This window comes from Pseudomonas sp. KCJK8993, from assembly GCF_046230915.1.
In the GTDB taxonomy this organism is placed as follows: Bacteria; Pseudomonadota; Gammaproteobacteria; order Pseudomonadales; family Pseudomonadaceae; genus Aquipseudomonas; species Aquipseudomonas piscis.
Map to the genome: position 1 here is coordinate 1 of NZ_JBJJLO010000046.1, position 24133 is coordinate 24133.

Here is a 24133-nt window from a genome sequence, read left to right on the forward strand (position 1 = left end):
GGGCTTTTCCGCCCAGCAGCAGGAAGCCGCCGAAGGTCACGCTATAGGCACTGACCACCCATTGCAGTTGCTGGGCGGAAAAGCCCAGGCACTGGCCGATCTCCGGCAGGGCAACGAAGACGATGGTGGCGTCCAGGGCAATGATCAGCTGGGCCGTGGCCAGCAACGGCAGCATCCAGCTCGACGGCTTGGCTAGTGGGTTCGCGGACATCGCGGGACTCCTCGGATGAAATGGCGGCGGCCAGTTTCATCGATGCGTTTTAAATGATAAACAAGCCATTCTTTCTTTCAGTAATGACTTTAATCATGGATCTGAACGCCCTGCGCCTGCTGGTCCGAGTGGCCGAAACCCGCAGCTTCACCCGCGCCGCCGGGGACCTGGGGCTGACCCAGTCCGGCCTGTCCCGGGCCATCTCGCGCCTGGAACAGCAGTTGGGCGTGCGCCTGCTGCAACGCAACACCCGCAGCGTCAGCCTGACCCCGGACGGCCAGATGCTGGTGGAGCGTGCCGGGCCGCTGCTGGCAGAACTGGTCCAGACCGAGAGCCTGCTGTTGGAACGCCGCGACTCGCCCACCGGCGTGCTGAAGATCAGCACACCCTCACTGTTCGGACGCAAAGTGGTGATGCCGGTGATCGGCGGCCTGACCGAGCGTTATCCGGCCTTGAGCATCGAGGCGGTGATGACCGACCGGATCGTGGATATCGTCGACGAAGGCTTCGATGCCGTGCTGCGCACCGGAACCATCCAGGACCAGCGCCTGATCGCCCGGCCCCTGGCGCCGCTGCGCTGGGTCACGGTGGCGGCGCCGGCCTACCTGGAACGCCACGGCACGCCTCGGGACCTGGCCGAGTTGCAGCGTCACAACTGCCTGACCGTGCGCAACCTGCGCAGCGGCCGGCTGGTGGAATGGCAATTCATGGACCAGGGCAAGCCCCTGGACCTGGCGGTCACGGGACGTTTGATCTTCGATATCGGCGACGCCCTGGTGGACGCCGTGCTGGGTGGTTTCGGCATCGCCCAACTGATGGAGTTCGCCGTGCGCGAGGCCCTGGACGACGGTCGCCTGCGGCCTATTCTCCAGGCATACGACGGGCGCAGCCGCGAGCTGTCGCTGGTCTACCCACCCTCGCGCCAGTGCTCGGCAAAACTCACCACGTTCGCCGCGGCCCTGGGCCAGGTGAGCTGGTAAGGCACGTCAGCCCTCACCCGGCGCATCCTGGGTCACACTGAGCAAGCGCGGCTGGGCGATCCGCAGGTAGTCCTCGGTGGCCAGCACCATGGACGCATCCAGGCGCCCGGCATTGAAGGCGATTTGTTCATAGCGCGAGGTCAGCTGCGGATCGACGATCAACGCGATCCGTGGATCGAAGCTCAGCGGTGGAATGGCTCCGATCACGCAGCCCGTCAGTTCCCGGGCCAACTCCGGCGCCACGAGCTGGGCTTTCTTGCCTCCCAGGGCCGCGCCGACTTTCTTCATGTCCAGTTTCTGGTCCCCGGACAGGATCACCAGGGCGTAGGCATCGCCACCGCCCTTGAGGCCGCACAGCATGGCCTTGGCCCCCTGGCCCGGCTCGGTGCCGCGAATCTCGGCGACCCGCGCCGACTGCCCTTCGGCCGGATGCTCGATCACCCGGTAACGGGCCTGGCGACTGTCCAACAGCGCCACCAGGCGTTGGAACACCTCGTGCATGCAACCTCCTGTTCAGGCCTCGCCGGCCAAGGGCAACTGGCGCCCGTCGATACCCTGGCCAATGGTCAGGAAATGCCCACCGGCCACATGGTGCAAGGTGCGCAGCCGGTCATGGCCGTCGAAATGCCAACGCCCCTCGCTGAACACCCGCGAGTCGGCCTGGGCGGCAATCACTTCGCCGAGGAACAAATCGTATTGCTGGTGGTTGTGGGGCTCGGGCAGCAACCGGCACTCCAGCCAGGCCACGCAACCTTCCAGCAACGGCGCGGCAAGGGCCTGGCCGGCGAAGGTGGCCAGGCCGTAGGCGCTGAATTTGTCGCGACCGCCCTGGTGCAGTTCCAGCCCGGAGCTGTTGCCCAGGCTCTGGGTGATGTCGACCTGCTCCACGCAGGGCACGTTGAGCACGAAGCTGCCGGAGGCCTCCAGCAGTTGCCGGGTCCAGGTGGTCTTGTCGAGCACCACCGCGACCTTCGGCGGTTGGAAATCCAGGGGCATGGCCCAGGCGGCGGCCATGAGGTTGCGCTGCCCTTCATGGGCGGCGCTGACCAGCACGGTGGGACCGTGGTTGAGCAGACGATAGGCCTTGTCCAGGGGGACCGAACGACGAAATGCGGGCATGGCAGGCTCCTGAAAAAAAGCGATTGTAGCGCCACTCCCTGGCGGTGCAGATGGGTCGATTGGAAGGATTTCCTGGATTATCCGTCCAGCGCTCGGCGGCTTATCCACAATGCCCCGGAGACTAGACTCATCCTTCATTTCACTACTTGAAGGATGCGCACCATGGCTGACCATTCCCTGAACGACAAAGTCGTGCTGATCGCCGGCGGCGTGAAGAACCTCGGCGGCCTGATCGCTCGTGACCTCGCCCACCACGGCGCCCGGGCCGTGGCCGTGCACTACAACAGCGATGCCAGCGCCGCCGATGCCCGGACGACCCTGGCCGCCCTCCAGGAGCTGGGAGTCGAGGCCCAGGCCTGGCAGGCCGACCTGACCCGCGCCGGTGCCGTGGAGCGCCTGTTCGACGAGGTCAAGGCACGCTTCGGCAAGATCGATATCGCCATCAACACCGTGGGCAAGGTGCTGAAGAAACCCATTGTCGAGATCAGTGAAGAGGAGTACGACCAGATGTTCGCGGTCAATGCCAAGAGCGCATTCTTCTTCATCAAGGAGGCCGGCAAGCACCTGGAGGACAATGGCAAATTGGTGACCCTGGTGACTTCGTTGCTGGGTGCGTTCACGCCGTTCTATGCCGCCTATGGCGGCGCCAAGGCGCCGGTGGAGCACTTCACCCGGGCGGCGGCCAAGGAGTTCGGCGCCCGGGGCATATCGGTCACTGCCGTGGGTCCGGGGCCGATGGACACGCCGTTCTTCTACCCGGCCGAAGGCGCCGATGCCGTTGCCTATCACAAGAGCGCCGCGGCGCTGTCGCCGTCGAGCAAGACCGGCCTGACCGACATCGAGGACGTGGTGCCCTTCATCCGCCACCTGGTGACCGAGGGCTGGTGGATCACCGGCCAGACCTTACTGATCAACGGCGGCTACACCACCAAGTAATCCTCGCGTCCAAGGGGTACATTGGCCTGCCGGACCGGCGCCACGGTCCATTCCCCCCAGGCATGCCCGCGAACCAGGACAGTTGCGACGATGGATAAACTTGAGCAGTACCGGGTGTTCATCCAGGTGGCCGACATGGGCAGCTTCATCAAGGCCGCCCATGTCCTGGAGTTGCCCAGGGCCACGGTGTCCTCGGCGGTGCAGCAGTTGGAGACCGGCCTCGGCACAAGGCTGCTGCACCGTACCACCCGCCAGGTGCAACTGACCGCCGACGGCGCCATCCTGCTGGAGCGGGCACGGCGCCTGCTGGCCGACGCGGCGGAGCTCAACCAGCTGTTCCAGCATCGCCAGGTGGATGTCAGCGGTCGCCTGAACATCGATGTGCCCAGCCGCATCGCCCGGCGCCTGATCGTGCCCGCCCTGCCGCAGTGGCTGGCTCAATACCCCGGCTTGCAACTGGCCCTGGGCGCTTGCGATCGCAGCATCGACCTGGTGCAGGAAGGCGTCGATTGCGCGATCCGCGTCGGCAGCCTGGCTGACAGCAGCCTGGTCGCCCGTCCCCTGGGCCAGCTGGGGTTGATCAACTGCGCCAGCCCCGCCTACCTCGCCGCCCATGGTGAACCCCACGGCCCCCAGGACCTGCAGCACGGCCAGTGGATGATCGGTTATGCCTCACCGGACACCGGTCGCGAGCAACCCTGGGAATACCTGCTCGAAGGCCGCGAGCACCTGATGAGCCTGCCCAGCCGGGTGATCGTCAACAACGTGGAAAACTACATCGCCTGCTGCCGCCAGGGGCTGGGCCTGATCCAGGTACCGCGCTTCGATGTACAGCACCTGCTGGACCGTGGCGAGCTGGTGCAAGTGCTGCACGGGCTACCAGTGGCACCGATGGATATCTGCGCGCTGTATCCCGACCGGCGCCATCGCTCGCGCCGCCTCAATGTGTTCATCGAATGGTTCGCCGAGCTGATTCGCCCGCACCTGGAGCCATGAGCGCCAGGCTTGCCCGAGGGCGGCGAATCATGAGATGAAAGCGCCCCCAGAGGAAGGAGGTACCCGGACCATGGCACACCTGCGGATCGCTGCTCCACAGCTCGACGACCTGGACGACCTGCTGGCCTTCGAAGAGCAGAACCGCGCGTTCTTCGAAGCCTCGATCAACGCCAGGCCGCCCGGCTACTACTGCCGCGAGGGCGTCGCCGAGGCGATCGTCCAGGCGCGGCAAGAGGCCGAGGCGGACCGTGGCTACCAGTTCCTGATTCGCCAGGACGGCTTGCTGGTGGGGCGGGTCAACTTGCACCGGGTGCAGCGGCCCTACTTCAATTGCGCCGAGCTGGGTTATCGGGTGGGTGAACGCTTCATCGGGCGCGGGATCGCCAGGGCGGCGGTCGCCCAGGTACTGCAACGGGCGTTCGGCGAGCTGGGCCTGAGCCGCCTCGAGGCCAACGCCCGGCCAGAGAACATCGGTTCGGTACGCGTACTCGAAGCGTCCGGCTTTTCCCGCTACGGCCATTCACGCCGCAGCTTCCAGTTGCACGGGCAGTGGTTCGATCGCTTGCACTACGAATGTCACTCACCGCAGCTGGGCTGACCTGGCAAGCGCCCGCCACACGGACGAGCGCCCCTGGCGAAAGGCGACTCAGGTCGACAACTGGTTGGCGAACTGCCCCACCGCGCTGACCACCTTCTGGGCACCGTCCTGGATCTCGACGATCACCGTGCCCGCTTCCGCCGCCAGGGCCAGGCCCTGCTCGGCCCGTTGCTTGCCCTCGACCATCAGCTCCACCGCGGCACGGGCCATGTCCTGGTTCTGGCGCACCACGCCGACGATCTCGTCGGTAGCGTTGCTGGTGCGCGAAGCCAGCTGCCGGACTTCGTCGGCCACCACCGCGAACCCTCGGCCCTGCTCACCGGCCCGCGCCGCCTCGATGGCGGCGTTGAGCGCCAGCAGGTTGGTCTGCTCGGCGATGCTGTGGATAACGTTGACCACGCCATTGATTTTCTGGCTGTCCTCGGCCAGCTTCTGGATCATCTCGGCAGTCTGTTGCACGCCGTTGGACAGCCCGGCGATGGACTTCTGCACCCGGCCCACTACCTCATGTCCGGAACCGGCCAGGGCATCGGCGGTTTGCGACAGGTCCCGGGTCGCCCCGGCATGCTGGGCGATGTGGTAGACGGTGGCGGACATTTCATTGATTGCCGTCGCCGCCTGGTCGGTCTCGCTTTGCTGACCGAGCATGCCGTGACGCACGTCGTTCATGCTCGATGCCAGGCGCGCGGCACCCTGGTCAAGCTGGCGCGCGGTATTGGCCACAGTGTTCACCACTCGCTGGTAGCCGGCCTGCATGGCGTTGAAGGCGGTGGCCATCTGGCCCACTTCATCCTTGCAGGACAGCGGTACCCGGGCGGACAAATCGCCGGTCTTTTCAACGTGCAGCATCACGTCCTTGAGGGTGTTGAGCTGGCTGAGCAGAAAGCGGATCAGCAACTGCGAAGCGCAGAGCATGGCGAACATCAGGATGAACACGGCGACCGCATAGTTGGTAAAGCGGTCGCCGAAGACCTGGGCGAAGCTGGGAGCATGGGCCAGCACGGCGACTTGCTGGCCATCGGCGCGGCCTATGACCTCAGCGCCCAATAGTGGGTTATCGCCCAATAGCGGCAGGTGGTTGAGTTCGACCCAGCCGCTGGCGCCATTCAACTCCGGGAGCTGCTGCTCGTTCACGGCTGGAGTCTGGCCCCGGGTGAAATACACCAGGTTTTCGTCACTGGGCAGTGGTTTTCCGGTAGGCCAGGCATCGAGCAAACGCGCCTGGGCCTGGGCAGCGGCCTGGGCACTCTGGCTGCGGGCCTGTTGTTCCAGTTGCACGGCGTACAGCACTAATAACAAGGTGGTGACGAAGGCGACCGCGTTGACCGCCCAGAATTTGTATTTCAGCGAGATATTGCTAAGCCAGGCACCCATAGAAGGTCTTCTCTGATTGAGCGGAATAGTATTGGCAAGGTGCCATTAGTGTGCCGTTATGCGTTAAGAAAAATCTTGATATGCATCAAGCAATTTCTGTCAGGCCAAAAAACGCCCGGGCGCAGGCCGTGCTATGGCGAGCCAGGTCCTCCGGTGTTTCCTGGCGGTGCAAGGCCACTTCGCGCAGCACCTCGGTCAGGTAGGCTGGTTCATTCTGGCCGTTCTTCGGTTTCGGCCGCAGGCTGCGTGGCAACAGGTACGGCGCATCGCTCTCCAGCATCAGGCGGCCCCGGGGAATCTCCCGCACCAGCGGATGCAGATGGGTACCGCGGCGCTCATCGCAGATCCAGCCGGTGATGCCGATATGCAGGTCCAGGTCGAGATAGCTGAACAGCGCCCGCTGCTCACCGGTAAAACAATGCACCACGGCTGCCGGCAAACGGTCCCGAAAGTCTTTCAGGATAGCCAATAGGCGCTCGTTGGCATCGCGTTCGTGGAGGAACACCGGCAGTTGCAACTCGGCCGCCAGGGCCAGGTGTTCTTCCAGGACTTTTTCCTGCTGCGGGCGAGGCGAGCAATCCCGGTTGAAGTCCAGGCCGCATTCGCCCACCGCCCGTATCCGCGGTTCGCCCAGCAGGGCCCGCAGGTGCCGGGCGCTGTCGGGGTTCCAGTCGCTGGCGCTATGGGGGTGCAGGCCGGCAGTGGCAAATAGCCTCTGGCCCTCGGGGTCCAGTTGTTGGCACAGGTCCAGGGCCTGTTCGCTGCCCTCGATGCTGGTTCCGGTCACGATCAACTGGCAGACACCGGCTTCATAAGCTCGATCGAGAACCGCTTGGCGTTTTTCGGAAAAACAGGGATTGGTCAGGTTGACGCCGATATCGATGAGTTGCATGGTGCTATCTCCGCCTGCGGCCGGAAAGCATATCAGAGCTCTGGATTTAATAAGAAAAACCAAGAACTACAACGAGTTGAAGCTGTCTCTTGCTGTCGCAAACAGCAATGGCCCAGCGCTCGCCCCGGCCATTTCAGCTGTCTTTCGCACCTTGCCAGCGCCCACGGCGCTTAGTTTCTGGCGATCAACCCTGGAAAAGCGACCAAGGGTTGAACAGTAATCCATGCGGAGAACGGATGACCCGACCCTCGATCTTGTTCGCTCTGTGCCTGACCCTGTTCCTGCCGTCGCCGGCGGTGGCGCGCCTGGCCGGGCCTCCGGAAGTCCAGGCCAAGGGCAAGGTCCGCGACCTGGCGGAAATTCGTAGCAGTCGGCTGTTGCGGGTGCTGGTCAACCAGAGCCGCAACAGCTCTGGTGAAGTCCAGGGCCAGTCCATCGGGGTCGAGTACCATCGCCTGCGGGCTTTCGAGCAGTACCTCAATGGCCATGCCCGCGATGGCCAGGAAATCAGCCTGAAGATCATCCCCAAGGCCAAGGACCAGCTATTGGGCGCCTTGCAGCGCGGAGAAGGGGACCTGGTGGCCCCTGGGGAGTTGCTGGAGGCCCCGCCCGGGCATGCGGTCAGCTCCAGTGATCCGATCGCCAGTAACGTTCCGTTGCTGCTAGTGGGAGTCAAGGGGGAGCGGCGTTATACGCGGGTCGAGCAACTGTCCGGCAAGACCCTGACCCTCACCACCGGTAGCGCCGCCGGCGAGGCGGTGAGCCAGATCAACCAGAAGCTGGCCCTGCGCAAGCTGGCACCGATCAAGGTCGAGTGGGTCGATCCCAGCCTGGCGGTGGAGGATGTGCTGGAAATGGTCCAGGGCGGCATCTTCCACCTGACCATAGTCGAGCAGCCGATTGCCGAGCGCTGGAGCAAGATCCTCGGCAAGTTGCGCCTGGACCGGCAGCTGAAGATCAGCGAGCCCGGGGAAGAACACTGGTTCGTCCGGCGTGACGCCTCGATGTTGCGGGCGAGCATCGATCGGTTCCTCAAGACCTACAAGACGCCGGCGGACCAGGATGCAGCTTTCCTGCGTATCTACCGCCGCCAGTACCAGGTGCATTACCCCCTGGCCCGGGCTGATCGCCAGCGCCTGGAGAAGCTGCGGCCAGTGCTGCAGAAGCATGCCGGGGAACAGGGCATGGATTGGTTGAGCCTGGCAGCCCTGGCGTTCAAGGAGTCGGCGCTTCAGCCCAGTGCCAGGAGTGGCGGCGGTCCTACCGGACTGATGCAGATCACACCGTCGGCGGCGCAGCGGGTGGGCGTGAGCAATATTCAATCCGTGGATAGCAATGTGCAGGCCGGAGCCAGGTACCTGGCCATGATCCGCCGTAAATTCTTCGCCAGCCCCAAGCTCAATGAGCGCGAGCGGATGGCGTTTATCCTGGCGGCCTACAACATGGGGCCCGAGCGGGTCCAGGGCATGCGCACCGAGGCCAGACGCCGGGGGTTGAACCCGAACCAGTGGTTCTTCCAGGTGGAGCGCATCGCCATGGAGCAGGTGGGGATGGGGGCGGTCAGCTATGTTAATAGTGTCAACAAATACTATCTGGCCTTCGACCGCGAGCGGGACTCCCTGGAGCCTCGGGAGCGAAAAGTTGCATCGCGCAAATAATCTAAAAATTTGATTGTTATGTCGGAATAATTCCGCTTTTAACATGATAAAAACTGATTAATATGGCGACCAACTTCCCCCCCTTACACAGGACACACAGCATGAGCACTTTGATCAAGAACGTACTGGGAACCCGCGCAGGTTATGGCCTGACTGTCGTGCGCATCCTTGTCGGCATCATCTTTGCGGCCCACGGTTCGCAGAAACTCTTCGGTTGGTTCGGCGGTGGTGGCCTGGCGGGTACCGCCCAGTGGATGGAAAGCATCGGCCTGGCCCCGGGTTACCTGATGGCCTTGCTGTCGGGTGGTACCGAGTTCTTCGCCGGCCTGGCGCTGGTCATCGGTTTGCTGGCTCGTCCTGCGGCCCTGGGCCTGACCTTCACCCTGCTGGTGGCGATCTTCTCGGTGCATATCAGCAATGGCTTGTTCATGGCCAACAACGGCTATGAATTCGCCCTGGCGCTGCTCGGCGGTACCCTGGCCGTGCTGATCGAAGGGGCCGGCAAGCTGTCGCTGGATGCGACCATCGCCAAGTGATCCGGGCAGTCGATCCGGGTAGGCGCAGCAGCTGCGATTGTCCCGGATCAAGCGCTTGCAAGTTTGTTCCAAGGGCCTGCCGATGCAGGCCTTTTTTCGTCTTGCTGGAATCTTGACACTGACTGGCCGGCTTCTCTAGGATGCTGCCCATGCGCCGATTTAAACAGCTACTTGCGGGGCGCCAGGTAAGCCGAAAGCTTGCTGCCAGAAGCCAGTCCGGCTTCGAAGTACCGCTAAAGCGCTGGTTCGGTGTTGCCTCTCACCTGCCCGGCAGAAACTTGAGGCAGAGACACGATACGATGAATGCACCACGCCCCCTTGTACGTCTAGCGCCAATCACGGCGAGTCTTTCCCCGCGCAACCCGAAAATCCTCCTCAGCGGCCAGCACCAACCTACCTTGTTGCGTTATCTCGGTGGCTGGCCCCGGCGTTCCACGGGACCGGCGGCGTTCCTGATCCAGTTTGTCGAGGATGGTGAGTCCCTGGCACGCTTTGCCAGTGACAGTTTCGACTTGGCGGTCATCCCCGCTCCCCAGGCGCAGGACGCCGCTGAGGTCATCAAGCAACTGACCCGCGTCGCCCGGCAAGGGTTGATCGTTCGTCGTTGAGCGCCTGCTCCCCAGCTTGAACCCGTATCGGCCAGCGATGCCAGAGGCTCACCGGCGATGGATCCTGTTCGCCTGGCGAGCAGCCATTCATACCACCGAATTGCGCTTCGCCAACTCGGCCAGGGCTACCAGGTTGGAAATATGGAAGTGCTTGAACAGCCGGATCTTGTAAGTGCTGACGGTCTTGTGGCTGATCAACAGGTTATCGGCGATCTGTTGGTTATTCAGCCCATTGGCCAGTAGCTTCAGTACCGTGATCTCGCGGTCGCTGAGACGGGAAATCAGCACGCTCTCCTGGTCGGTGGCCCGGCTGTTTTGCTGCATGAGGTTGAGGGTGTCATCGGGGAAGAAGATATAGCCGGATAAGATGGCTTTGACCGCATGGCCCAGTTCGTGGAGGTTTTCGGTCTTGCTCAGGAAGCCCATGGCTCCGGCCTGCAGGCAGCGCAAGGCGTAGTTCCTCGACTCGCTGGCGGTGACCACCAGGATCTTGAGTGGTCGCTGGATGCACCTGATGTGATCGATGACCGAAAATCCGTCCAGGTTGGGAATGCCCAGGTCGAGGATCAGTAGGTCCGGGTTGTGCTGGCGTACCAGTTGCACGGCGTCTGCGCCATTGTCGGTTTCGCCGACTATGGTGTACTGCCGGGCTTCCAGCTCTGACCTGAGGGCCAGGCGGATCAGTGGATGGTCATCGACGATGATGATGCTGGCCATCGGTAGCTCCCTTTGATTTTCGGCGGGTCGAGAGGCGCCTAACGGACTCCTTGGTGCGTAGGCCTGGAGCTGGCGAGCAAGGCGGGGATACTGAATTCGCCGCTGAGAAAGGCGCCTTGTGGTTGTACGCTTTACCTTCTTGGCCAGATGATTGGCCGATTTTTCTTAGATATAAATCGGATAAATCTGATAGTTGTAGAGAGCGGCAGTGGCGGTGCGGCGATGCTCCGTGGTGGCCGTGCCTTGCGCTTCATTCAAACAACGGTACAGCCTCACCGGGCTGGGAGATGACAAGTCAATTGAGTACCAAACTCATCACGCAAGAAGGTTACGAGGCTCTCAAACAGGAGCTGGACTACCTGTGGCGGGAACATCGCCCGGAAATCACCCAGAAGGTCACCTGGGCGGCTTCGTTGGGTGATCGGAGTGAGAACGCCGACTACCAGTACAACAAGAAGCTATTGCGGGAAATCGATCGCCGGGTGCGCTACATACGCAAGCGCCTGGAGGACATGCGAGTAGTGGCCTATGCGCCGGAGCAGGAGGGCCGGGTGTTCTTCGGCGCCTGGGTCGAAGTCGAGAACGAAGCAGCGGAAATCAAGCGTTTTCGTATCGTGGGTTATGACGAGATCTACCAGCGCAAGGACTACATTTCCATTGATTCGCCCATGGCCCGGGCCCTGCTGAAAAAGGAAGTGGGGGATGAGGCCGTCGTCGTGACCCCGGCGGGCGAGACCTGCTGGTGGATCAACCAGATCGACTACCAGAAGTAGGCTCGCCACCGCAGCGGCGAGCTCTCATCCCTCGCGCAGAACGCTCAATGGACTGGCGTTGAGCGCTCGCCGGGTGCCGAACACCCCGGCTGCCCCCACTAGCACCGCACCAGCCAGTGGTAGCAATAACAGCCAGGGGTGCGGGTGCCAGGGCAGGTCGAAGGCGAAGCGGTAGAGCACCAGGCTGACCAGTTCGCAACCCAGTGCCGCCAACAGGCCGCTCATGGCCCCGAGCAAGCCGAACTCGATCCGTCGTGCCTTGACCAGCAGCCGTCGTTCGGCACCCAAGGCTCGCAGCAGTGCACCTTGGCGCAGGCGTTCGTCGAGGGTGGCTTGCAAACCGGACAGCAGCACCGCCATTCCTGCCGCAAGTACGAACAGCAGCACGTACTCCACCGCCAAGGTGACCTGGGCCAGGATGCTGCGCAATTGCTCCAGCAAGGCCTCGATCTGGAGAATGGTCACGGCCGGGAAGGCCCTGGACAGCTCCACCACTTGCGGGTCGTGCCCGGGGCTCAGGTAGAAGCTGGTGAGGTAGGTCGCCGGCAGGTCCTTGAGGGTTCCAGGCTGGAAGATCATGAAGAAGTTCGGCTGGAAGTTGTCCCAGTTGACGCTGCGCAAGCTGGTGACCCGGGCTTGCCGGTTCACTCCGGCAACGGTGAAGGTCAACTGGTCCCCCAGTTTCAGTTTCAGGCTCTCGGCCACCTTGGCCTCCACCGATACGCCAGGCAGCGCCTCATCCGCCTGGGGCGAGGACGACCACCAGTTTCCTGCGGTAATTTGGTTGCCAGCCGGTAATTCGGCAGACCAGGTCAGGCTCAGGTCGCGTTGCACCGCACGATCGCCGCTGGATTCCTTGGTGACGACCTGCTGCACCGCTTCGCCATTGATGCTCACCAGGCGTCCGGGGACCACCGGGTACAGGGGCGCCGATGGGGCGGACAACTGCACCAGGCGGTCGGTGAAGGCCTGCTTGTCGGCTGGCAGGATGTTCAGGGCGAAGTAGTTGGGGGCGTTTTTCGGCAATTGGTTTTGCCAGGTGTCCAGCAGTTCTGCCCGCAACAGGGCGATCAGCGCCATGGACAGCAGGATCAGGCCGAACGCCATGGATTGCCCGGCGGCGGCCAGGGGATGGCGCAGCAACTGGCCCAGGCCCAGGCGCCAAGGCAGGGAGGAGCGAGCCAGCAACCGGCGCAAGCTCTGCAGCGCCAGCAGTAGCAGGCCGCCCAGGGCCAGCGCGGCGACCAGGCCGCCACCCAGCAGGGCGAAGGTCAGGATCAGATCCAGGCTCAAGCGCCACATGATCAGGCCCAGGGCCAGCAGCGCGACACCATAGATCAACCAAGTGCTGGGTGGGATTGGCAGCAGGTCGCGACGCAGGACTCGCAAGGGCGGCACGCGACCCAGCGCGGCCAGGGGCGGCAAGGCGAAGCCGGCCAGGGCCACCAGTCCGGTACCGATGCCGGCAATGGCCGGCAGCAGGCCTCCCGGCGGAACATCGGCAGGTAGTAGTCCGTGCAGCAGGTAGAACAACACCAGCTGTGCCAGCCAGCCCAGCAATGCGCCACTGAGGCTGGCCAGCAGGCCGAGCAACACCAATTGGGTCGTGAACAACAACAGGGTTTCCCGGCGCGACAGCCCCAGGCAACGTAACAGGGCGCTGGCATCGAAACGGCGCGCAGCGAATCGGTTGGCCGATAGCGCCACCGCGACTCCCGAGAGCAGTACCGCCACCAGGCTGGCCATGTTCAGGTAACGCTCGGCCTTGCCCAGTGCGCCGCCGATCTGCTGGTTGCCATCGCGTGCATCCTGCAGGCGCTGGTTGGCTTGAAGCCCCGGCTTGACCTGCTGGCGGTAAGCCTCCAGGGCCGGTGCGGGGCCGCGCCAGAGTTCCTTGTAGCTGACCCGGCTGCCGGGCTGGACCACGCCGGTGGCCTGCAGGTCATCCAGGTTGATCAGCACCCGAGGCGTCAGGCTATAGAAGTTGCCAGCGCGATCCGGCTCGTAGGTCAGGACCCGGGTCAGGCGCAGGGTCTTGCTGCCGACGTCGATGCTGTCGCCGATCTTCAAGTCCAGTGCGGCCAGCAACCGCGGCTCGACCCAGGCTTCGCCGGGCCCGGGAGTCCCACCAGGTATCTCGCTGGCATAGGGGGCTTCGGCGCTCTTGAGCTGGCCGCGCAACGGGTAGGCGCTGTCCACGGCCTTGATGCTCGACAGCTGGATACCGTCGTCCGTGGCGATGACACTGGAAAACTCGACGATGCTGGCGTGTTCCAGGCCCAGGGCGCGCCCGCTGTCGATCTGTTGCGGGCGGGCCGGCGAGCTGCCTTCGAGCAACAGGTCGGCGCCGAGGAATTCGGTGGCCCGCAACTGCATCGCCCCGTTCAGGCGCGCGCCGAAATAGCCGATGGCCGTGCTCGCCGCAACAGCCACCAGCAAGGCGAAGAACAGGACCCGCAGCTCACCGGCCCGGGCATCACGTAGCAATTGGCGCAGGGCCAGGCTGAAGACTCGCAACAGGGACAGACGTGCCATCAAGGCTCCAGGGGGGCGACCAGCGAGCCCGCTTCGAGACGGATCAGGCGCTGGCAACGGTGGGCCAGGCGCTCATCATGGGTCACCAGCACCAGGGTGGTACCGCTTTCCCTGTTGAGTTCGAACAGCAGGTCGCTGATACGCTCTCCGGTATGGCTATCGAGGTTGCCGGTGGGTTCGTCGGCGAACAGCACGTCAGGCTCGGCGGCGAATGCCCGGGCAATGGCCACGCGTTGTTGTTCTCCGCCTGACAGTTGGCGCGGCGAGTGACTCAGGCGTTGGTCGAGGCCGACCCGGCGCAGTAGCTCGGTGGCGCGTTCGCGGGCATCGCGGCGGCCATCCAGCTCCATGGGCAGCATGACGTTCTCCAGGGCGTTGAGGCTGTCGAGCAGTTGGAAGGACTGGAACACGAAGCCCACATGCTCGGCCCTGACACGGGCCCGCTGATCTTCATCCAGCTGGCCGAGGCTCTGGCCGGCGAGGATGACCTCGCCGCTACTGGGCAGGTCGAGTCCCGCGAGCAGGCCGAGCAGGGTGGACTTGCCGGAGCCCGAGGCGCCGACGATGGCGAGGCTGTCGCCCTGGTCGAGCTCCAGGCTGAGCTCGTGGAGGATAGTCAGCTCGCCTTCCGCGCTGGGAACCACTTTGCTAAGGTTCCGCGCAGTGAGAATGCTTGCGCCCATGGAGAATCCGATGCGTGTATGGTTTTTGAGTGCCGGCCTGGCCTTGATGTGCATGGTCCAGAACGCAGCGGCGGGAACGGTCCTGATCGTGGGCGATAGTATCAGTGCGGCTTTCGGCCTGGATACCCGCCAAGGTTGGGTAGCCCTGCTGGAAAAACGCCTCGACGACCAGGGGTTGGGCGCCAGGGTGGTCAATGCCTCGGTCAGCGGCGATACCAGTGCCGGAGGCCAGGCGCGCCTGCCAGCGCTGCTCGCGGAGCACAAGCCCCAGGTGGTGGTGCTCGAACTTGGCGGCAATGACGGCCTGCGGGGCCAGCCCCCCCAGCAATTGCAACAAAATCTTGCCTCGATGATCGACAGTGCCCAGGCCGTGGGGGCCAAGGTGCTGCTCCTGGGCATGCAGCTACCACCCAACTACGGCGTGCGCTATACCCAGGCCTTCGCCAAGGTCTATGGCCAACTGGCCAGCGACAAGAAGGTGGCCCTGGTGCCGTTTTTCCTGGAGGGGGTCGGCGGTCACCCGGAAATGATGCAAGCGGACGGTCTGCACCCGGCGGCAGCGGCCCAGCCCAAGTTGCTGGAAAATGTCTGGCCGACGCTAAAACCGCTGCTTTGACGCTTTTCTAGCGGCAGTGTTTCGGCTAATGTTGCGCCCCCGATTTGGAGCCCCCGATGCCGCGTCCCGCCTGGTCCCTGTTTGCCTACCAACTGATCGAGCCTGATGAACAGCTTGACCTGTTCGCTTGTCAGGAGGTCAGGGTGCACCTGGTGACGCGCCAGCTGGAGTTGGGCGGTTCCGCCGACCGTACCTTGTGCGGCACGTTGCTGCCGGCGCAACCGCGTTGGTCGAGCGTGGACAGGATGATTTTCCAGGACCAACGGCTCTGTCCCCTGTGCCGGGCGATCCTGGAATCGCAGAAGCGTGGGACTCCGCCGATCTGGCCCGAGCTACGCTTCGAGTTGTAGGCGGCCGCTAGCGAGCCGTTTCGGCAGGGATTGCATATGTGCGCTTGTCTCCCTCGGCCTGGCTCCCGGAGCCTTGGGGCGGGGGTGTACAATCGTGTTTCTTTCATTGGTTGTACATGCGAAGGATTATCCGGATGTTGCCGCGCCTCCCTGTCCTCACCCGTTGCCTATCACTTGCCGCATTGTGTGTGGCCGGTCCCGTTGCCGCATTGGAGTTCCCCCTGCCTCCGCCCGGTGAAGATGTCGTTGGCCAGGTACAGGTGATCAAGGCCAAGTACGAAGACACCTTCGCCGACCTGGGTACGGCCAACGACCTGGGTTACCTGGAGATGGTGGCAGCCAACCCGGGAGTCGACCCCTGGTTGCCTGGGGCGGGTACCGAGGTGATTCTGCCCACCCGCTTCATCCTGCCTCCGGGGCCGCGCGAAGGAATCGTGATCAACCTGGCGGAGTACCGGTTGTATTACTTTCCAAAGGGGCGCAGCGTGGTCTACACCTTCCCGCTGGGGATCGGTCGGGAAGGCTGGGGGTCGCCGATCGCGCATACCAGTATCACCGCCAAGACGCCGAACCCGACCTGGACGCCGCCTGCCTCGATCAGGGCGGAACACGCTGCCGATGGCGATCCGCTGCCTGGCGTGGTGCCGGCAGGGCCGGATAACCCCCTGGGGCCATTCAAGTTCACCCTGGGTACCCCTGGCTACCTGATTCATGGTTCGAACAAGAAGTTCGGTATTGGCATGCGCACCAGCCATGGTTGTTTCCGCATGCTCAACAACAACGTCTTGCAAATGGCCGGTATGGTCCCGGTGGGAACTTCCGTGCGTATCATCAATGAACCGTACAAGTTCGGTATCAGTGCCGGTAAAGTCTATCTTGAGGCTCATACGCCATTGGATGATAAAGGCAATCCTTCGGTGGTCGACAAGCACACCGCTGTAATCAACGCCTTGCTCAAGCGCGAAGACCTGGCTAACAACCTGCGTATGAACTGGGATGTGGTACGCGATGTAGTAGCAGCCGAAGATGGCCTGCCGGTGGAGATTGCCGTGCCATCGGCTGCCCCCGCGACATCGTTGTCCAGCACACCTTTTGAAATGCCGCAGTAAGCGGCTCAAGAGAACCCGCCGCGGCCTGTTGGCTGCGGCGGGTTTTTTATTGCCGAGGCAAAAGCCAGGCAATAAAAAAGCCGACCCAAAAAATTGGATCGGCTCGATAACAATCCCGAGGGACTATTACTTGCGGCTAGCTTTTTCCAGCATACGCAGAGCGCGCTCGTTAGCTTCGTCAGCAGTCTGTTGTGCTTTTTGAGCAGCAGCCAGAGCTTCATCAGCTTTACGATAGGCTTCGTCTGCACGAGCCTGAGCACGAGCTGCTGCGTCTTCAGTAGCAGTCAGACGAGCTTCGGTTTCTTTGGATACGCTGCTGCAACCGGTAGCCAGAACTGCGGCCAGAGCCAGAGCAGAGAATTTCAGAACGTTGTTCATCGTGTTCCCCTTCAAGGACTTTCTATTAGTAGCTATCCACCTCAGAGCGAGGAAATAGCCGGCGTACATACTACCCATTACTTGTAGTAAGTAAACTGACGTAGCGCAAGAAGCAAAAAAAATTCTAGGCGGTGAATCTTTTTCGAGCAACTCTACAAACCGGTTGGATAAAAAATATTCAACGCAGAGGCTTTGGCGGGCAGGAGTGCTGCTTGTTTGCCAGCATTGATCCGGGAATTTTTCCAGGTGCAGTTTCGGGCGCTAGACTAAAGTCGGTCTATATTGTGCCGATGACACTTTTGTGCAGATTTCGAGCGACCTCTTTATGTCTACCGGCGGTGACTTTAAGAGCGCTGCTTCGTCTTAAGTTTCAGCATCCGGCGATGTATGACTGCCAGGTATCTTGAACCAGGGCAGGGGACGGCAAGCGCTCGCCAGGTCCTTTTGTGCTGATCTGTGACGGGTATGGCTTGAGCATTCATGCCAAGGGCGCCTAATATTTTGTAACGTGCTTCTGGTGCAAGCTTCTACTCGGCGACCGACAGGCACGAGGTGGCGTAAGTTGTTCCTTCGCCGGAAAAACATCGGTAAGGTAGGGGTCGGCATTTCAGACCCGCAAGGAGTAGTGATGAGCGAGGCGTTGTCCATCCACCATGACCAGGTTGGTCATCAGTTCGAGACCAATGTGGACGGTCATCGTGCCTACCTGACCTATATGGACCTGGGTAAGCAGACCCTGGATATCTACCGCACTTTCGTGCCTAACGCCCTGCGGGGGCGTGGCATCGCCGCGGCGCTGACCGAGCAGGCCCTGGAGTATGCCGATCGCATGGGCTACACAGTGATCCCGTCCTGCTCGTATGTGGAGCGCTACATGGAGCGCCACCAGCGCCACGCAGCAAAACTCTGACCAGGGTGATAATGAAAAACGCCGGGCTTTGGCCCGGCGTTTTCGTATCTGGCGAATATCAGCTGCGCTGGCGTTGCGGCAGGACATCCTTGAGCTTGGCATGCATGCTGCGCAAGGTCTTCTCGGTGCTTTCCCAATCGATGCAGGCATCGGTGATCGACACGCCGTATTGCAGCTCCGACAGATCCTTGGGAATCGCCTGGCAACCCCAGTTCAGGTGGCTCTCTACCATCAAGCCGATGATCGACTGGTTGCCCTCGAGAATCTGGTTGGCGACGTTTTCCATCACCAGCGGCTGCAGCGCCGGGTCCTTGTTGGAGTTGGCGTGGCTGCAGTCGATCATGATGTTCGGCTTGACCTTGGCCTTGTTCAGGGCCTGCTCGCAGACCGCGACGCTGACCGAATCGTAGTTCGGCTTGCCGTTGCCGCCCCGCAGGACCACGTGGCCGTAGGCGTTACCCTTGGTGGTGACGATGGACACGCCGCCCTCTGGGTTGATCCCCAGGAAGCGGTGTGGGCTGGAAACCGATTGCAGGGCGTTGATCGCGACGGTCAGGCCGCCATCGGTGCCATTCTTGAACCCCACTGCCGAGGACAGGCCGGAAGCCATCTCGCGGTGGGTCTGGGATTCGGTGGTGCGCGCGCCGATGGCCGACCAGCTGATCAGGTCCTGCAGATATTGCGGGGAGATCGGGTCCAGGGCTTCGGTGGCCGTAGGCAGGCCCATTTCAGCCAGGTCCAGCAACAGCTGGCGGCCGATGTGCAGGCCGTCCTGGATCTTGAACGAGTCGTCCAGGTAGGGGTCGTTGATCAGGCCTTTCCAGCCAACGGTGGTACGAGGTTTCTCGAAGTACACCCGCATGACCAGGTAGAGGGTGTCGGAAACTTCGGCGGCCAGGGCCTTGAGCCGTTCGGCGTACTCATGGGCCGCCTTGATATCGTGGATCGAGCAAGGCCCGATGACGATGAACAGACGGTGATCAGTGCCATCGAGGATGTTGCGGATCACTTCGCGACCGCGGGTCACGGTGCGCAAGGCGGTGTCGCTCAGCGGAATGTCTCGCTTGAGTTGATCGGGAGTGATCAGGGTCTCGTTGGAGGCGACGTTAAGGTCGTTGATCGGTAAATCAGCCATCGTGTTACTCGTCAGGTCACGGATGCCGGCCGCCAGCGATCCCCGAGAGCGGCGGAGCACAGCGGATTTGGGCGCGTCGGGGAGCCGAACCTTAGCGCGTTACCCGGGGGCTCGACAATGGGCAGGGCGCGGTTTTATGGGGCTATGGCTGTATGAAGGCCTGGTGTACCCGATCCTCGGAATAATCCTGCGCGTGGCGCTCGACCCAGTCCAGGGCCAGTGCCTCGATACATTGCTGTTCGCTCTGGGGCTCGTGCAGGCGACAGTAGCGAGCGATCTGGCAAACCTGTTCACTCATGCGTGCGCCGAACAGCGTCTGTTCGTCGACGAAGGCGATGCCCACCAGGTAGCCACGCTTGCGCTTCAGGCACCAGGCCACATAGCCGTTATAGCGGGCATTCTCACCCAGGGTCGGCATGTGCACTTCAAGCGCGGTGCCGCGACGCCAGGCGCGATGGTAATTGCAGGCCATGCCGCCGAGGCTGATAGTGTGCAGCCGCTGGCGCGAAATGCAGGCATGCTTGCGCAGGGTCAATTCAACCGGAACATCATCAGGATGAGGCAGAAACCGTCCCATGACCGCAGACTCCGAGTGTCGTCCAACTGACAGTGTTTCCCGAAGTATAGTGGCCCAATTGGAGCTGACCGATTTCGACGTCGACCAGACCTTGCTGGGGCTGTCGGGGGTTTCCCTGGTGATCTTCACCAGCCCCGGCTGTTCCGCCTGCCGTTGGGCACGGCAGCAGTTACCCAGGCTGGATTTGCCGGTCGATCGTCTGTGCTGGATCGATGCCGGTGACAATGGCGGCGCGGTGGAGCGTTACCAGGTGTTCCACCTTCCAGCATTGTTCGTGGTGCGCGATGCTCGGTTTCATGGGGGCATAGAATCGCGGCTGACGGCTGGAGAGCTTGCCCTGGGCCTGGATCAGGCGCTTGAACGATTACCAGAGGAGTTGCCGTGATGGATGCAGTTCGCAAGCCGCGTGTGGGCATTATCGGGTCCGGGGCGATCGGCGGTTTTTATGGGTTGCTGCTGGCCCGTGCCGGTTTCGACGTGCACTTTCTATTGCGCAGTGAATTTTCGGCCGTCGTCGAACACGGGCTGCGCTTGACCAGCGCGGTATATGGCACCTTGACCCTCGATCCAGTGCAGGCCTACGCCCGCGCCGAGCAGATGCCGCCTTGCGATTGGCTGCTGGTGGGCGCCAAGACCACCAGCAACTTGCAACTGGCACCGGCGATCATCCAGGCGGCCGCCCCGGGAGCCAGGGTCCTGTTGTTGCAGAATGGCCTGGGTGTCGAAGACCAGTTGCGTGGTGCTTTGCCCGACTCGCTGCATCTATTGGGCGGCTTGTGCTTCATCTGTGTCCATCGTGCCGGCCCCGGGCAGATCGAGCATCAGGCCCTTGGCGCCGTGAACCTGGGCTATCACAGCGGTCCCGCCGGCGACCCGGCACTGCGCCAGGCGATCGTCGAGGAGGGGGCCGGGTTGTTCCGTGAAGCCGGGATCGATTCCCAGGCCATGGGCAACCTGCAGCAAGCGCGTTGGCAGAAGCTGGTGTGGAACGTGCCGTACAACGGCTTGTCGGTGCTGCTGCGGGCGAGTACCACGCCGCTGATGGCCGACCCGGACTGCCGGCAGTTGATCCAGGACTTGATGCGAGAGGTATTGCAGGGAGCTGCGGCCTGCGGCTACGCCATTCCGGAGGCCTATGCCCAGCAGTTGTTCAAGTCCACCGAGGTCATGCCCGACTATTGGCCCAGCATGTACCATGATTTCCTGCACCGACGTCCGTTGGAGCTCGAGGCCATCTATGCTGCTCCGCTGGCTGCCGCGCAGGCAGCGGGTTGCGAACTGCCGAAGATCCGGGCGTTGTACCAGGCCCTGGGGTTCATCGATCGGCATCCGGCCTGAGGCTGGTCATCACCTGACCAGGAGCGAATATGGCAAAGGGACTGGACGGCAAACTGGTGGTAGCGATCTCTTCGCGGGCGCTGTTCGACCTGAGTGACAGCCATAAGGTCTACCTGGCCCAGGGGGTGGAGGCCTACCGGCAGTACCAGATCGAGCACGAGGAGGAGATCCTCGAGCCCGGGGATGCCTTTCCCCTGGTCAAGAAACTCTTGAGCCTGAATGCCAGCCTGGGGCGGGCGCGGGTCGAGGTGGTGCTGGTGTCACGCAACAGCGCCGACACGGGCCTGCGAGTGTTCAACTCGATCCAGCACTACGACCTGGGTATTTCCCGAGCAGCCTTCGTGGGCGGGCGCAGCCCCTATCCTTACCTGGCGGCCTTTGGCAGCGACCTGTTTCTTTCCACCCATGCCGAGGATGTGCGCAGTGCGCTGGAGGCCGGTTTCGCCGCGGCGACCATTCTTTCCGGTGGCACGCGGCGGGCCGAGAACGGCGAGCTGCGCATTGCCTTCGATGGTGACGCGGTACTGTTTTCCGATGAATCGGAGCGCATCTATCAATCCGGCGGTCTGGAGGCGTTCCAGGCCAGCGAGCGCCAGTCGGCCCGCGAGCCTCTGCCGGGTGGGCCGTTCAAGGGCTTCCTGGCGGCGCTCAACCTGCTCCAGGGCGAGTTCCCCGGCGATGCCTGCCCGATCCGGACGGCGCTGGTCACCGCGCGTTCGGCCCCGGCCCACGAACGGGTGATCCGGACTTTGCGCGAGTGGAATATCCGCCTCGACGAGTCGCTCTTTCTCGGTGGTCTGGAAAAGGCCGCCTTCCTCGAGGCCTTCGCCGCCGATGTGTTTTTCGACGACCAGGCCGGTCACTGCGAGCTGGCGCGAGAGGTGGTGGCCACCGGTCACGTGCCCCATGGCATCAGTAACCAAGCCAAGGCCTGAGCCCCCCGGAATCCGGGGCTCGCACACCTCCAGGCACTGCTAAGCTGAATCAATCTCCGCCCAGATTGGCAGTTGAGGAGGTCGTATGATTCGTTCGATGCTGTATGCCACTGACCTCGGCGTGTACGCCCCCTATGTGATGCAGCACGCCCTGGAACTGGCTCGAACGTTCAATGCCGACCTACACGTGGTGCATGCCGTCGAACCCATGGGGCTGTTCGCCGAGTCGGTATTGCAGAGCTATCTGGACGAGCAGTCGCTGAACGAGTTCCATCGCCAGGGGCTGAACACGGTGATGGCCAATATCGAGCAGCGGGTGCTGGACAGTTTTCGCGAAGAGCTGGGCGAGGGCATGCAGGACCTGACCCTGATCCAGTCGGTGCGTGTCCTGCAAGGAGACCCCTCGCAGGTGATACTCGAGCAGACGGCGAAACTCTCGGTGGATCTGTTGATTGTAGGAAGTCACAGCCATGGGGTGGGGGCGCAAACGCCATTGGGCCGCACCGCCGCGCGGGTCTTGCAACTGGCCAAAGTACCGGTTTACCTGGTCCCCCTGATGCAGCGGCGACGCCAGGGCGATGCCTGAGGATGAAATGGAAAATTCTGAAGAAAAGTTCTAGATTTATTCTCCTGACCATTAATATAGTTATATACCGTCGCTGATACCCGTGGCGCCTACCTGCTTTGAGGGATTGATATGAAGCTTCAACAATTGCGCTACATCTGGGAAGTGGCGCACCACGACCTCAACGTTTCCGCTACCGCCCAAAGCCTCTACACCTCGCAACCGGGTATCAGCAAGCAGATTCGCCTGCTCGAGGACGAACTGGGCGTCGAGGTCTTCGCCCGCAGTGGCAAGCACCTGACCCGCGTGACCCCGGCGGGTGAGCGAATCATCAACACCGCTGGCGAGATCCTGCGCAAGGTCGAGAGCATCAAGCAGATCGCCCAGGAGTTCTCCAACGAGAAGAAGGGCACCCTGTCCATCGCCACCACCCATACCCAGGCGCGTTACGCCCTGCCTCCGGTGATCAGCAGCTTCATCAAGCAGTACCCGGATGTGGCCCTGCACATGCATCAGGGCTCGCCTATGCAGATCGCCGAGATGGCCGCCGACGGTACCGTGGACTTCGCCATCGCCACCGAGGCGCTGGAGCTGTTCGGTGATCTGGTGATGATGCCGTGCTACCGCTGGAACCGCTGCGTGGTCGTGCCCCAGGGCCATCCGTTGACCAAGCTGCCGAAGCTGACCCTCGAGACCCTGGCCGAATACCCGATCGTGACCTACGTGTTCGGCTTCACTGGCCGCTCCAAGCTCGACGAAGCCTTCAGCCATCGCGGCCTGACGCCCAAGGTGGTATTCACCGCCGCCGATGCCGACGTGATCAAGACTTATGTGCGCCTGGGCCTGGGCGTGGGCATCGTGGCCAAGATGGCCGTGGATACCAAGCTCGACAGCGACCTGGTGGTACTGGATGCCAGCGAGCTGTTCGAGTCGAGCATCACCAAGATCGGTTTCCGTCGCGGTACCTTTCTGCGCGGCTTCATGTGCGACTTCATCGAGAAGTTCGCCCCGCACCTGACTCGCGAAGTCATGGCCAAGGCCATCCAGTGCCATAACAAGCAAGAACTGGAAGAGCTGTTCGACGGCGTCGAGCTACCGGTCCACTGATTTCCCGCCGGCCTAGCGCACCTCGGTGACAGTGAACCGTTGCCGGGTGCCGGCAACCACGATTTCCACTTCATCACCCTCGAACTTGCCCAGAAGGCCCTGGCCCATGGGCGAGCGTGGAGTGATCACCGTCACCGTCTGGCCGACCACCTGGACCTTCAGCCCCGCTCCGTCGGGCCCGAGGAACAGCCACTGTTCGCGCCCGCGCTCATCTTCCAGGCCCAGCAGGCTCCCGACCTGGATGCTCGATTGCCCATCGCCGGGGCGCAAGGCCAGGTTCTGCCAGAGCCCCAGGGCCTGGCGGATTTCCTCGACCCGCCTGGATTGACCGGCGGCCAGGTACGCGGCCTCAAGCCCCAGGGTGTCGTACTTGTTCTCGGCGACGTTCTCTTCGTGGGTCGCTGTCTCGTGGGCGGTTTGCGCCGCTCGCAGGGCGATCTGCAGATCGTCCTGGAGCTGTTGCAGGATCAGTGGGTAGACGGACTGTTTATTCATGG

At 62.7% G+C, this 24133-nt stretch carries 28 protein-coding genes and 1 pseudogene; 17 read left to right on the plus strand and 12 right to left on the minus strand.

What is annotated here, in order from left to right; genetic code table 11:
- Positions 1–211: pseudogene (locus ACK6AU_RS16280) on the minus strand (MFS transporter); the annotation flags it as partial.
- Positions 212–306: 95 nt separating this feature from the next.
- Between ACK6AU_RS16280 and ACK6AU_RS16285 the strand changes: the two are divergent.
- Positions 307–1191 carry a LysR family transcriptional regulator gene (locus tag ACK6AU_RS16285; RefSeq protein ID WP_409300043.1) on the plus strand — a complete coding sequence of 295 codons (885 nt, stop codon included), beginning with the start codon at positions 307–309 and terminating at the stop codon, positions 1189–1191.
- Positions 1192–1197: 6 nt separating this feature from the next.
- Here the strand turns inward: ACK6AU_RS16285 and ACK6AU_RS16290 are convergent, their stop codons facing one another.
- Positions 1198–1692: a YbaK/prolyl-tRNA synthetase associated domain-containing protein gene (locus ACK6AU_RS16290; protein WP_409300045.1), complete on the minus strand. Its 495-nt coding sequence runs from the start codon at positions 1690–1692 to the stop codon at positions 1198–1200.
- Positions 1693–1704: 12 nt separating this feature from the next.
- Entirely contained in the window at positions 1705–2310 is a 606-nt protein-coding gene (locus ACK6AU_RS16295; protein ID WP_185700396.1) for a flavin reductase family protein, read from the minus strand.
- Between the two features lie 162 nt (positions 2311–2472).
- Here ACK6AU_RS16295 and ACK6AU_RS16300 point away from each other — a divergent pair, with 162 nt between their 5' ends.
- The 3 genes from ACK6AU_RS16300 to ACK6AU_RS16310 all read left to right on the plus strand — a co-directional run bounded on the left by ACK6AU_RS16300 (position 2473) and on the right by ACK6AU_RS16310 (position 4840).
- A complete protein-coding gene (locus ACK6AU_RS16300) occupies positions 2473–3246 on the plus strand; it encodes an SDR family oxidoreductase (protein ID WP_409300047.1) in 774 nt (257 codons plus the stop codon).
- A 90-nt stretch (positions 3247–3336) separates the two neighbouring features.
- Positions 3337–4242 carry a LysR family transcriptional regulator gene (locus ACK6AU_RS16305; RefSeq protein ID WP_185700398.1) on the plus strand — a complete coding sequence of 302 codons (906 nt, stop codon included), beginning with the start codon at positions 3337–3339 and terminating at the stop codon, positions 4240–4242.
- 70 nt (positions 4243–4312) lie between these two features.
- Positions 4313–4840 (plus strand): GNAT family N-acetyltransferase, encoded by a 528-nt coding sequence (locus tag ACK6AU_RS16310; RefSeq protein WP_185700399.1) that lies wholly within the window; start codon positions 4313–4315, stop codon positions 4838–4840.
- 48 nt (positions 4841–4888) lie between these two features.
- Here ACK6AU_RS16310 and ACK6AU_RS16315 read toward each other — a convergent pair whose 3' ends face one another.
- Together ACK6AU_RS16315 and ACK6AU_RS16320 are read right to left on the minus strand one after the other, a co-directional pair.
- Complete coding sequence (locus ACK6AU_RS16315) at positions 4889–6214, minus strand: methyl-accepting chemotaxis protein (protein WP_409300050.1); 1326 nt, start codon at positions 6212–6214, stop codon at positions 4889–4891.
- An 85-nt stretch (positions 6215–6299) separates the two neighbouring features.
- A complete protein-coding gene (locus ACK6AU_RS16320; protein WP_409300052.1) occupies positions 6300–7106 on the minus strand; it encodes a TatD family hydrolase in 807 nt (268 codons plus the stop codon).
- 236 nt (positions 7107–7342) lie between these two features.
- Between ACK6AU_RS16320 and ACK6AU_RS16325 the strand changes: the two genes are divergently transcribed.
- The 3 genes from ACK6AU_RS16325 to ACK6AU_RS16335 all read left to right on the plus strand — a co-directional run bounded on the left by ACK6AU_RS16325 (position 7343) and on the right by ACK6AU_RS16335 (position 9908).
- Positions 7343–8764 carry a transglycosylase SLT domain-containing protein gene (locus ACK6AU_RS16325; protein ID WP_409300054.1) on the plus strand — a complete coding sequence of 474 codons (1422 nt, stop codon included), beginning with the start codon at positions 7343–7345 and terminating at the stop codon, positions 8762–8764.
- 101 nt (positions 8765–8865) lie between these two features.
- Positions 8866–9300 carry a DoxX family protein gene (locus tag ACK6AU_RS16330; RefSeq protein ID WP_185701610.1) on the plus strand — a complete coding sequence of 145 codons (435 nt, stop codon included), beginning with the start codon at positions 8866–8868 and terminating at the stop codon, positions 9298–9300.
- 299 nt (positions 9301–9599) lie between these two features.
- Entirely contained in the window at positions 9600–9908 is a 309-nt protein-coding gene (locus tag ACK6AU_RS16335; protein WP_185701611.1) for a class I SAM-dependent methyltransferase, read from the plus strand.
- 87 nt (positions 9909–9995) lie between these two features.
- Here ACK6AU_RS16335 and ACK6AU_RS16340 read toward each other — a convergent pair whose 3' ends face one another.
- Positions 9996–10625: a response regulator transcription factor gene (locus ACK6AU_RS16340; RefSeq protein WP_185701612.1), complete on the minus strand. Its 630-nt coding sequence runs from the start codon at positions 10623–10625 to the stop codon at positions 9996–9998.
- Between the two features lie 299 nt (positions 10626–10924).
- Between ACK6AU_RS16340 and greB the strand changes: the two genes are divergently transcribed.
- Positions 10925–11398, plus strand: coding sequence for a transcription elongation factor GreB (gene greB, locus ACK6AU_RS16345; RefSeq protein WP_409300057.1), 474 nt, complete (start codon positions 10925–10927; stop codon positions 11396–11398).
- Positions 11399–11422: 24 nt separating this feature from the next.
- On the opposite strand, the gene ACK6AU_RS16350 is transcribed toward greB, so the two are convergent.
- Positions 11423–13933 (minus strand): ABC transporter permease, encoded by a 2511-nt coding sequence (locus tag ACK6AU_RS16350; protein WP_409300059.1) that lies wholly within the window; start codon positions 13931–13933, stop codon positions 11423–11425.
- Positions 13933–14616: an ABC transporter ATP-binding protein gene (locus tag ACK6AU_RS16355; RefSeq protein ID WP_185701615.1), complete on the minus strand. Its 684-nt coding sequence runs from the start codon at positions 14614–14616 to the stop codon at positions 13933–13935. The genes ACK6AU_RS16350 and ACK6AU_RS16355 overlap by 1 nt, the downstream gene beginning before the upstream one ends.
- A 10-nt stretch (positions 14617–14626) precedes the next feature.
- On the opposite strand from ACK6AU_RS16355, the gene ACK6AU_RS16360 reads away from it, so the two are divergent.
- The 3 genes from ACK6AU_RS16360 (at position 14627) to ACK6AU_RS16370 (ending at position 16691) form a co-directional block, all read left to right on the plus strand.
- Positions 14627–15232 carry an arylesterase gene (locus ACK6AU_RS16360; protein ID WP_185701616.1) on the plus strand — a complete coding sequence of 202 codons (606 nt, stop codon included), beginning with the start codon at positions 14627–14629 and terminating at the stop codon, positions 15230–15232.
- Positions 15233–15288: 56 nt separating this feature from the next.
- On the plus strand, positions 15289–15582 hold the full coding sequence (locus tag ACK6AU_RS16365; RefSeq protein ID WP_409300062.1) for a hypothetical protein: 294 nt from the start codon (positions 15289–15291) through the stop codon (positions 15580–15582).
- Between the two features lie 134 nt (positions 15583–15716).
- Positions 15717–16691, plus strand: coding sequence for a L,D-transpeptidase family protein (locus ACK6AU_RS16370; protein ID WP_185701617.1), 975 nt, complete (start codon positions 15717–15719; stop codon positions 16689–16691).
- A 126-nt stretch (positions 16692–16817) separates the two neighbouring features.
- Here the strand turns inward: ACK6AU_RS16370 and oprI are convergent, their stop codons facing one another.
- Positions 16818–17069, minus strand: a complete 252-nt coding sequence (gene oprI, locus ACK6AU_RS16375) for an outer membrane lipoprotei OprI (protein WP_003448337.1) — start codon at positions 17067–17069, stop codon at positions 16818–16820.
- 628 nt (positions 17070–17697) lie between these two features.
- Here oprI and ACK6AU_RS16380 point away from each other — a divergent pair.
- Entirely contained in the window at positions 17698–17979 is a 282-nt protein-coding gene (locus ACK6AU_RS16380) for a GNAT family N-acetyltransferase (RefSeq protein ID WP_022640086.1), read from the plus strand.
- 58 nt (positions 17980–18037) lie between these two features.
- On the opposite strand, the gene ACK6AU_RS16385 is transcribed toward ACK6AU_RS16380, so the two are convergent.
- Positions 18038–19114 carry a 3-deoxy-7-phosphoheptulonate synthase gene (locus ACK6AU_RS16385; RefSeq protein ID WP_185701618.1) on the minus strand — a complete coding sequence of 359 codons (1077 nt, stop codon included), beginning with the start codon at positions 19112–19114 and terminating at the stop codon, positions 18038–18040.
- A gap of 142 nt (positions 19115–19256) precedes the next feature.
- Entirely contained in the window at positions 19257–19691 is a 435-nt protein-coding gene (locus tag ACK6AU_RS16390; protein ID WP_152898796.1) for a PilZ domain-containing protein, read from the minus strand.
- On the opposite strand from ACK6AU_RS16390, the gene ACK6AU_RS16395 reads away from it, so the two are divergent.
- The 5 genes from ACK6AU_RS16395 to cysB all read left to right on the plus strand — a co-directional run bounded on the left by ACK6AU_RS16395 (position 19690) and on the right by cysB (position 23636).
- Entirely contained in the window at positions 19690–20076 is a 387-nt protein-coding gene (locus ACK6AU_RS16395) for a thioredoxin family protein (protein WP_185701619.1), read from the plus strand. The two genes, ACK6AU_RS16390 and ACK6AU_RS16395, sit on opposite strands and share 2 nt — an antisense overlap.
- Complete coding sequence (locus tag ACK6AU_RS16400; protein ID WP_409300065.1) at positions 20076–21029, plus strand: putative 2-dehydropantoate 2-reductase; 954 nt, start codon at positions 20076–20078, stop codon at positions 21027–21029. The genes ACK6AU_RS16395 and ACK6AU_RS16400 overlap by 1 nt, the downstream gene beginning before the upstream one ends.
- A gap of 29 nt (positions 21030–21058) precedes the next feature.
- On the plus strand, positions 21059–21964 hold the full coding sequence (locus ACK6AU_RS16405; protein ID WP_185701621.1) for a 5'-nucleotidase: 906 nt from the start codon (positions 21059–21061) through the stop codon (positions 21962–21964).
- A gap of 85 nt (positions 21965–22049) precedes the next feature.
- Positions 22050–22550, plus strand: a complete 501-nt coding sequence (locus ACK6AU_RS16410; protein WP_185701622.1) for a universal stress protein — start codon at positions 22050–22052, stop codon at positions 22548–22550.
- A gap of 111 nt (positions 22551–22661) precedes the next feature.
- Positions 22662–23636: an HTH-type transcriptional regulator CysB gene (cysB, locus tag ACK6AU_RS16415; RefSeq protein ID WP_022640079.1), complete on the plus strand. Its 975-nt coding sequence runs from the start codon at positions 22662–22664 to the stop codon at positions 23634–23636.
- Positions 23637–23648: 12 nt separating this feature from the next.
- Here the strand turns inward: cysB and ACK6AU_RS16420 are convergent, their stop codons facing one another.
- Positions 23649–24131 (minus strand): GreA/GreB family elongation factor, encoded by a 483-nt coding sequence (locus ACK6AU_RS16420; protein ID WP_185701624.1) that lies wholly within the window; start codon positions 24129–24131, stop codon positions 23649–23651.
- Positions 24132–24133: the final 2 nt, after the last annotated feature.

Excerpts from the sequence above, each read along its gene's own strand:
- ACK6AU_RS16285 (WP_409300043.1), top strand. The coding sequence starts at position 307 with ATGGATCTGAACGCCCTGCGCCTGCTGGTCCGAGTGGCCGAAACCCGC.
- ACK6AU_RS16290 (WP_409300045.1), bottom strand. The coding sequence starts at position 1,692 with ATGCACGAGGTGTTCCAACGCCTGGTGGCGCTGTTGGACAGTCGCCAG.
- ACK6AU_RS16295 (WP_185700396.1), bottom strand. The coding sequence starts at position 2,310 with ATGCCCGCATTTCGTCGTTCGGTCCCCCTGGACAAGGCCTATCGTCTG.
- ACK6AU_RS16300 (WP_409300047.1), top strand. The coding sequence starts at position 2,473 with ATGGCTGACCATTCCCTGAACGACAAAGTCGTGCTGATCGCCGGCGGC.
- ACK6AU_RS16305 (WP_185700398.1), top strand. The coding sequence starts at position 3,337 with ATGGATAAACTTGAGCAGTACCGGGTGTTCATCCAGGTGGCCGACATG.
- ACK6AU_RS16310 (WP_185700399.1), top strand. The coding sequence starts at position 4,313 with ATGGCACACCTGCGGATCGCTGCTCCACAGCTCGACGACCTGGACGAC.
- ACK6AU_RS16315 (WP_409300050.1), bottom strand. The coding sequence starts at position 6,214 with ATGGGTGCCTGGCTTAGCAATATCTCGCTGAAATACAAATTCTGGGCG.
- ACK6AU_RS16320 (WP_409300052.1), bottom strand. The coding sequence starts at position 7,106 with ATGCAACTCATCGATATCGGCGTCAACCTGACCAATCCCTGTTTTTCC.
- ACK6AU_RS16325 (WP_409300054.1), top strand. The coding sequence starts at position 7,343 with ATGACCCGACCCTCGATCTTGTTCGCTCTGTGCCTGACCCTGTTCCTG.
- ACK6AU_RS16330 (WP_185701610.1), top strand. The coding sequence starts at position 8,866 with ATGAGCACTTTGATCAAGAACGTACTGGGAACCCGCGCAGGTTATGGC.
- ACK6AU_RS16335 (WP_185701611.1), top strand. The coding sequence starts at position 9,600 with ATGAATGCACCACGCCCCCTTGTACGTCTAGCGCCAATCACGGCGAGT.
- ACK6AU_RS16340 (WP_185701612.1), bottom strand. The coding sequence starts at position 10,625 with ATGGCCAGCATCATCATCGTCGATGACCATCCACTGATCCGCCTGGCC.
- ACK6AU_RS16350 (WP_409300059.1), bottom strand. The coding sequence starts at position 13,933 with ATGGCACGTCTGTCCCTGTTGCGAGTCTTCAGCCTGGCCCTGCGCCAA.
- ACK6AU_RS16355 (WP_185701615.1), bottom strand. The coding sequence starts at position 14,616 with ATGGGCGCAAGCATTCTCACTGCGCGGAACCTTAGCAAAGTGGTTCCC.
- ACK6AU_RS16360 (WP_185701616.1), top strand. The coding sequence starts at position 14,627 with ATGCGTGTATGGTTTTTGAGTGCCGGCCTGGCCTTGATGTGCATGGTC.
- ACK6AU_RS16365 (WP_409300062.1), top strand. The coding sequence starts at position 15,289 with ATGCCGCGTCCCGCCTGGTCCCTGTTTGCCTACCAACTGATCGAGCCT.
- ACK6AU_RS16370 (WP_185701617.1), top strand. The coding sequence starts at position 15,717 with ATGTTGCCGCGCCTCCCTGTCCTCACCCGTTGCCTATCACTTGCCGCA.
- oprI (WP_003448337.1), bottom strand. The coding sequence starts at position 17,069 with ATGAACAACGTTCTGAAATTCTCTGCTCTGGCTCTGGCCGCAGTTCTG.
- ACK6AU_RS16380 (WP_022640086.1), top strand. The coding sequence starts at position 17,698 with ATGAGCGAGGCGTTGTCCATCCACCATGACCAGGTTGGTCATCAGTTC.
- ACK6AU_RS16385 (WP_185701618.1), bottom strand. The coding sequence starts at position 19,114 with ATGGCTGATTTACCGATCAACGACCTTAACGTCGCCTCCAACGAGACC.
- ACK6AU_RS16395 (WP_185701619.1), top strand. The coding sequence starts at position 19,690 with ATGACCGCAGACTCCGAGTGTCGTCCAACTGACAGTGTTTCCCGAAGT.
- ACK6AU_RS16390 (WP_152898796.1), bottom strand. The coding sequence starts at position 19,691 with ATGGGACGGTTTCTGCCTCATCCTGATGATGTTCCGGTTGAATTGACC.
- ACK6AU_RS16400 (WP_409300065.1), top strand. The coding sequence starts at position 20,076 with ATGGATGCAGTTCGCAAGCCGCGTGTGGGCATTATCGGGTCCGGGGCG.
- ACK6AU_RS16405 (WP_185701621.1), top strand. The coding sequence starts at position 21,059 with ATGGCAAAGGGACTGGACGGCAAACTGGTGGTAGCGATCTCTTCGCGG.
- ACK6AU_RS16410 (WP_185701622.1), top strand. The coding sequence starts at position 22,050 with ATGATTCGTTCGATGCTGTATGCCACTGACCTCGGCGTGTACGCCCCC.
- cysB (WP_022640079.1), top strand. The coding sequence starts at position 22,662 with ATGAAGCTTCAACAATTGCGCTACATCTGGGAAGTGGCGCACCACGAC.
- ACK6AU_RS16420 (WP_185701624.1), bottom strand. The coding sequence starts at position 24,131 with ATGAATAAACAGTCCGTCTACCCACTGATCCTGCAACAGCTCCAGGAC.